Consider the following 7228-nt stretch of genomic DNA (forward strand, 5'->3'; position numbering starts at 1 on the left):
ATAGCTGGGCAGCTCGCTAACCTGCTGCTGGATTTCGACCACCAGCGCAGCATCGTCCACAGTCCTGCTTCGCCGTACTTTGGGCGATACCGATTGCTTGATTCGAACCGTTAATTGCGAGCGCGCCGCACCGAGACATTCGCTGACCAACTTCACTGGTCGTCCCCCGGCAACAAGGGTGAGTGCGCAATCCATTTTCGCGACAGGGCGATCTCCACGGCCTCTTTGAGGATTTCCGCTTCCATCGTTTTCTTACCCAGCATCCGTTGCAGTTCACGGATCTGCTTGAGCGCATCGCTCAGCTCGGAGGCAGGCACCACGGCTTCGCCTGCACTGACCGCCGACAGGCTGCCGTCCTGATACAGCTTGCGCCACAGGAACAGCTGATTGGCATTGATGCCGTTACGCCGAGCCACCACCGAAACGCTTTGCCCTGGCTCAAGACTCTCGCGAACCATGGCCAGTTTTTGCTCTGGGCTCCAGCGGCGCCGCCGCTCCTGGCCCAAAAGCTCCCCACTCTTATCGTTGCTGTTAGTCATAAACATAACCGTTTGCCTATCCCTTATCGTAAGGGGGAAACGGTGTCCTGTCTTTCATGGGGCTCGTTCACTCTTATAAATATCACACACGAAGAGCTCAGACAGAACCCTCGTTCCTATTTCGCCTAGACGACAACTTTCGTTAATCTGGAATACTTTGTAAAATTGTCCGTTGCTGCGGGCTTTATTTTTTAATGACCCCTTGGGGAAAAATTTCACAACTAATGATCGCTCATCGTATTTTCTGATGACCGAGCACACGTAACTCATTGTTTTTGGGTTGGCTCGTTTTATTTTCTGATGAGATGCGAAGCCTCAGGGTAATGCGAGGCCGATACTCGACTCCGACAACAAGACAGCCCGCCTTGAATTTCTGGAGATCGACATGACCACTCAACACCTCAGCGGTAAAGTAGCTCTGATTCAAGGCGGCTCACGCGGCATCGGTGCTGCCATCGTCAAACGCCTGGCCTCCGAAGGCGCTACCGTCGCCTTCACTTACGTCAGCTCCACCGCCAAAGCCGAAGAACTGCAAAACAGCATTATCACCGCCGGCGGCAAAGCCCTGGCCATCAAGGCCGACAGCGCCGATGCCGTCGCCATTCGCAATGCCGTTAATGCCGCCGTCGAAGCCTTCGGCCGCCTGGACATCCTGGTCAACAACGCAGGCGTTTTGGCCGTCGCACCGCTGGAAGACTTCAAACTCGAAGACTTCGACCAGACCCTGGCCATCAACGTGCGCAGTGTGTTCATCGCCACTCAGGAAGCGGCCAAACATATGACCGAAGGCGGTCGCATCATCAACATCGGCAGCACCAATGCCGAGCGCATGCCTTTCGCCGGTGGTGGTCCGTACGCCATGAGCAAATCGGCGCTGGTCGGCCTGACCAAAGGCCTGGCTCGCGACCTCGGTCCACGGGGTATCACCATCAACAATGTGCAACCGGGCCCGGTCGACACCGACATGAACCCGGCTGACGGTGATTTCGCCGAAAGCCTGATCCCGCTGATGGCCGTGGGCCGTTACGGCAAAGCAGAAGAAATCGCCAGTTTCGTGGCCTACCTTGTCGGTCCCGAAGCCGGCTACATCACCGGTGCCAGCCTGACCATCGACGGTGGTTTCGGCGCCTGATGCAGCTCACTGTGGGAGCGGGCTTGCTCGCGAAGGCGTCGTATCAGTCGACATTGATGTTGCCTGACACGCCCTCTTCGCGAGCAAGCCCGCTCCCACATTTACCGGCTACCGGCGTTAAACCCACTCGAGCGCCGGCAAGCCACATGCACTGGGCTTGAACGCCTTCAACGTACGAAGAATGCCATCGGCATGCGCGTATTTTTCGTCGGCCATCGCCGCATCCGGGACCGCAATCGCCGTCATCCCCGCCGCTTTCGCGGCAGTGACGCCGAACGGCGAATCCTCGAACACCAGGCAATCCCGGGGCGCGACACCCAAGCGCCGCGCCGCTGTCAGGAAAATATCCGGTGCCGGTTTGGCCGCGCCCACTTCCGGGTCATCAGCGGTGACAATGAAGTCGAACAACGCGAACCAGTCGCGGTGCAAAGTGGTTTTCTGACCGAACGACTGACGCGACGAACTGGTGCCCACCGCAATAGGAATGTGGTTGGCTTTCAAGTGCCGAACCAGCTCCTCTGCGCCGGGCATCGCCAACGCCGTCGGAAAACGCTCGCACATCAGCGGCTCGCGGATCACCAGAAACTCTTCGGCGGTGATCGGCAGGTCCAGCGCCTCGACCACATAGCGCGCCAGATCACCCGCGCCGCGGCCGATGATGTTCTGTTTGACGCTCCAGTCGAAGGTCCGGCCATAACGCTGGGCAATGATGGAGGTGACCTCGGTGTAAATGCCCTCGGTATCCAGCAGCAAGCCGTCCATATCGAAAATCACGGCCTTGATCGGGCCGAACTCATCCAAGGGTGCATTCATCGCATCTGATCCGTTTTCTCATGACATCCCAGGAGCGGCTCAGGCACGACCGGGTCCGTGATGGATTAAAGGGTTCAGCAGCATAGCGAGCGCACTTGGCAGAGAGCAACGGGCAATGCCTGGCGGATACAAAAACCTGTATCGAGGCGCCTGCGATGATTTAGCGATTTCCCCTACACCAAACACCTCCTTTCCCGACTTCTTTCCTTTTTGATCCCCCGCAAAGTCTCTCGCTCCAAATTAATCGGCGCGAGGGATTGCGAATGTTCGAACCTGACAAGGTCCTGGCCTTGAACAACGCCATCGGCCTGCTGGTGGTCGCCGCCATGAACCCCGAGCAGCCGGACGTCGAAGCGCTGCTCGGTGATTTCCGACTCTGCCTCAACGACTACGAGGCCTGGGCGGAAAACTTCTGGACCGCTGGCGCGCTGAACGTCGAGCAAGTGTTCAAGGTCGGCAACGAAGTCCGGCTCAGCGCGCCGAAGGACTCCACCGTTCCTGTCAGCTCGACGCTTGCCATGTGCCCGGCCAGTGGTCCGTTGACCCTGGTGCATATGTTTGAAGCCGCGCGTTTCGTGCCGATCGGCGATACGCCGGTGATGCTCGAGCCGGTTATCTCGCAGCGCAATGGTGAACTGATCTTCGGTGAGCCCGTCCACGCAACCATCGGCCCCAGCGGCATTCTCGAATTCCCCGAATGCTGGCGTGGCCATCGCTATCGCATCACCTTCTTTCCCAATGTCTCCACTGAACACGTCAAAGCGCTCTACGCCTCCTATCAAAGCGTGATCGGCGAGCTGGAAGGCTGGTTGCGCAATGAATGGACGAGCGAATTCGAACCTTTGTGGGCGGGGTTTTCCGAGGCAGGGTTCACCCAGCGCTACGGCTTGCTGCAACAGGCTGACTGGCGCGGCTTCGAGCATTCGCTGCACGGTTTGTGGGATGACGTGAAGCAGGTCTACGCCCTGGTGGCAGACCTGCAAGGCAACAGCGAAAAACTCCTTGAGTACCTGACCCAAGGCGAGCTTGAGACACTGCTGAACGCTTCGGCTGAAACCATTGCCAATGTGTTGCTGATGTTGAGCGATGAGCCATTGATGTTCATCCATCTCGCGGCGTTCACCAGTTGGCTGAGGATGTTCCCGCCGCAGTACATCGCCGAAGTCGTGGCGCAAATTCGTACGGAAATATTGATCAGCTTCCTGTTGGTACGTCTCATCGGTCCTACGGGCCTGAAGCTCGGCATGAGCGCCAAATTACTGGACAAGATCAAGTCCCCGCGGGCTCGGCAGTGGTTGGCGGCGGCCAGTTTGCGGTTGGCCGGGCTGACGGCCAAATCCGACCTGACAGCCCACGCTGGCGCGCTCAAACCGCTCGTGGTCAGCGTGCGGAATGTACCGCTGAAACCTGCACCGACGGTTCCGCTACAGATCAGCGCCGGCGCCTCACCGATTGTGCAGGTGAGCAATCCGGTTGCCATTGCTCGCGACAAATCCACAGACATGACCCGGCTGGGTCGTCACGAACCTCACGACGATGCACCGAATCAGGCAAAAAACCCCAACGGCGACAGCGCCACTTGTGTGCCGTCGACCTGCAAGAACGGGTGCCCGGTATCGATGGTCACCGGCGAAGAACTGCTGACCCTCACCGATGGTTCGCTGGACGGCATCCTGCCGTTCGACTTCACCCGGCTCTACCGCACCAGTGCCGCCGAGATCGACTGCGGCCTCGGCTTTGGCTGGAGCCATTCGCTCGCCCATCGGTTGGAAATCGACGGCGACACCGTCATCTGGATCGACCACGAAAACCGCCGCACCACGTTCCCGCTGCCGAGTGTCGAACGCCCCGCGATCCATAACAGCCTGTCGCGCGCGGCGATTTATCTGGGCGATGCGCCCGAAGAGCTGATCCTCGCCCAGGCTGGCGACGACACGCGTTTCTACCACTTTCACAACGGCTGGCTGACGGCGATCAGCGATGCCTACGACAACCGATTGCGCATCACCCGCGACCGGCAGGAGCGCATCCAGCGCCTCGACAACGGCGCCGGGCGTTCGTTGTTGTTTTGCTACGAGCGCAGGCACCTTGTGGCCGTCGAATACCAGTCGTTTCACTCCGGCGATGCCCCGGGTGAAGCCTGGCATACAGAGCAGACACTGGTTTCCTATCGCTACGACGCCCGCCAACGCTTGATCGCAGCGACCAATGCCGCAGGGGAAAACGAGCGCTACGACTACGACGATCGGCACGTCATCCTGCAGCGGCAACTGGCCGGTGGCGCGAGTTTCTTCTGGGAGTGGCAGCGGTCCGGCAAGGCGGCACGCTGCGTGCGGCATTGGGCGTCGTTCGCGCAAATGGACACGCGCTACGCCTGGGATGACCAAGGCAGCGTCACGGTCCAGAACATCGACGGCAGCGAAGAAGTTTACGTCCATGACGACCGGGCGCGACTGGTGCGCCGGGTTGAGCTCAATGGCGGCGAACAGCTCAAGGCCTATGACGAGCAGGGTCGGTTGGTGGCCGAGCAGGATCCGCTGGGGGCCGTCACCGAATACCGCTACGACGAAGTCGGAAGGCTGGTGGCGTTGATTCCACCGCAAGATGAGCCAACGACCTACGAATACCGCAACGGTTTCCTGCATGCGCGCAATCGCGGCCAAGCAGTGTGGAAATACCAGCGCAATGCTCAGGGCGATGTCACCGAGGCCACCGATCCCGATGGCCAGGCCACTCACTATCACTACGACCCTCAGGGCCGGCTGTTGTCGATCCGCTACCCGGACGCCAGTCGCCATGTATTCGTCTGGAATGCCTTGGGCCAGTTGCTTGAGGAAACACTGCCGGACGGTGGGCAACGACGCTTTTCCTACGATGCGCTGGGGCGGCAGACGACTCGTCAGGACGAACACGGTGCGGTCACCCGCTACCAATGGGACGCCGTCGGCCGACTGGTCCAGACGACATTGCCTACCGGCGCCACGCGCGCGTTCAGCTACAACGCCTACGGCAAGGTCACCGCCAAACGCGACGAGCTGGGCCGCGTCACTCGTTACGAATACGTCGACGATTTGCACCTGGTCAGCCGCCGGATCAACCCCGACGGCACCCAGCTCAAATATCGCTACGACAACGCGCAGCTGCTGCTCACGGAAATCGAGAACGAATCCGGAGAACGCTATCGGCTGGACTACACGCCCAACGGATTGATCCGACAGGAAACCGGTTTTGACGGACAGCGCACCGCGTACGCCTACGATCTCAACGGGCACCTACTGGAGAAAACCGAGTTCGGCGATGACGGCTCGCAGCTGGTTACGGGGTACCAACGGGATTCGGCCGGATGCCTATTGGTCAAGACGCTGCCCGATGGCATCCAGGTCGACTACCGCTACGACTCGCTGGGCCGACTGACCAGCGTCGACGACGGCCACGACCACCCGCTGGAATTCGAATACGACCAACAAGACCGCCTGATCACCGAACACCAGGGCTGGGGCACCTTGCGTTATGGCTACGACGCCTGCGGCCAGCTCAACCGCCTGCGTCTGCCAGACGGCAGCAAACTCGATTACCACCACGCCAAGGGCGGCGCGCTGACCGCTATCGACCTCAATGGCACACGCCTCACCAGCCACCAATTTGTCTTCGGCCGCGAACAGCAGCGTCAACAGGGTCTGTTGCTCAGTGAATACGCCTACGACGAACAGGGTCGCCTGAAGGCCCACGCCGTCGGCCAACACCAACATCCGCTGTATCGCCGCGACTATGCCTACAGCCTCAATGGCAATCTCGACAGCATCGCCGACACCCGCCATGGCCAACGTAGCTACCAGTACGACTCGCTGAACCGCCTGATCCGCGTGCGCCACTCTCGCGATCAGCCACCGGAAAGCTTCGCCCACGACCCGGCCAGCAACCTGCTGATGCAGGACCGCCCGGGCCCGGCCACCGTCAAAGGCAACCGCCTGTTGATGCACGGCGACTGCCACTTCGATTACGACACCTTCGGCAACCTCATCCGCGAACGCCGTGGTACCAGGCAGAAACTCGTCACTGAGTACCGTTATGACTGCCAGCATCGGTTGGTCGGCGTCACCACCCCGGACGGTCGTTGCTCAACTTATCGCTATGACGCTTTCGGCCGTCGCATTACCAAAACCGTCGACGGTAAAACCACCGAGTTTTTCTGGCAGGGCGACAACCTTGTCGCTGAAAGCAGTCGTGAGCACTACCGCAGCTATGTCTATGAACCCGACAGCTTCCGCCCGCTGGCGATGCTCGACGGCAAAGGCCCGCGCAAGGCCTGCCCGTTTTATTACCAACTCGACCACCTCGGCACCCCGCAAGAACTCACCGACTACAGCGGCGACATCATCTGGGCCGCTCGATACACCGCGTATGGCCGCCTCACCCGCCTCACCCGCGACACCCATCAGGTCCTCGATCAGCCGCTGCGCTTTCAAGGGCAGTATTTCGACGCGGAAACCGGCCTGCATTACAACCGGCATCGCTACTACAATCCGGATGTCGGGCGGTACCTGACGCCGGACCCGAGCAAGTTGGCGGGCGGGTTAAACGGGTATCAGTACACGCGCAATCCGGTGGGTTGGGTTGATCTGTAGTGGTCAACTAATTCCGGACACCTCGATAGGAGGTTTAGACGCCATTGCCCGTTCGTAAACGGTCGGTGGCAGATATCCCAGTTTCGAGTGCAGCCGCTCGTTGTTGTAAAACCCAACGA

Annotated in this window: 3 protein-coding genes and 1 pseudogene; 2 read left to right on the forward strand and 2 right to left on the reverse strand. The window is 59.9% G+C overall.

Translation table 11 applies throughout. From position 1 onward, the window contains the following. Positions 1 to 539: pseudogene (locus tag AACY49_RS29180) on the reverse strand (transposase); the annotation flags it as partial. Positions 540 to 924: 385 nt separating this feature from the next. On the opposite strand from AACY49_RS29180, the gene AACY49_RS29185 reads away from it, so the two are divergent. Then, a complete protein-coding gene (locus AACY49_RS29185) occupies positions 925 to 1671 on the forward strand; it encodes a 3-oxoacyl-ACP reductase family protein (RefSeq protein WP_339527625.1) in 747 nt (248 codons plus the stop codon). A 117-nt stretch (positions 1672 to 1788) separates the two neighbouring features. Here AACY49_RS29185 and AACY49_RS29190 read toward each other — a convergent pair whose 3' ends face one another. Beyond that, positions 1789 to 2484 (reverse strand): HAD-IA family hydrolase, encoded by a 696-nt coding sequence (locus AACY49_RS29190; RefSeq protein WP_258696799.1) that lies wholly within the window; start codon positions 2482 to 2484, stop codon positions 1789 to 1791. 263 nt (positions 2485 to 2747) lie between these two features. Here AACY49_RS29190 and AACY49_RS29195 point away from each other — a divergent pair, with 263 nt between their 5' ends. After that, positions 2748 to 7109: an RHS repeat-associated core domain-containing protein gene (locus AACY49_RS29195; protein ID WP_339527627.1), complete on the forward strand. Its 4362-nt coding sequence runs from the start codon at positions 2748 to 2750 to the stop codon at positions 7107 to 7109. Positions 7110 to 7228 lie beyond the last annotated feature (119 nt).

It is taken from the genome of Pseudomonas sp. EL_65y_Pfl2_R96, assembly GCF_963970905.1.
Classification (GTDB): domain Bacteria; phylum Pseudomonadota; class Gammaproteobacteria; order Pseudomonadales; family Pseudomonadaceae; genus Aquipseudomonas.

Bases quoted from the DNA above. Each gene is read 5' to 3' on its own strand.
- AACY49_RS29185 (WP_339527625.1), top strand. From the start codon at position 925: ATGACCACTCAACACCTCAGCGGTAAAGTAGCTCTGATTCAAGGCGGC.
- AACY49_RS29190 (WP_258696799.1), bottom strand. From the start codon at position 2,484: ATGAATGCACCCTTGGATGAGTTCGGCCCGATCAAGGCCGTGATTTTC.
- AACY49_RS29195 (WP_339527627.1), top strand. From the start codon at position 2,748: ATGTTCGAACCTGACAAGGTCCTGGCCTTGAACAACGCCATCGGCCTG.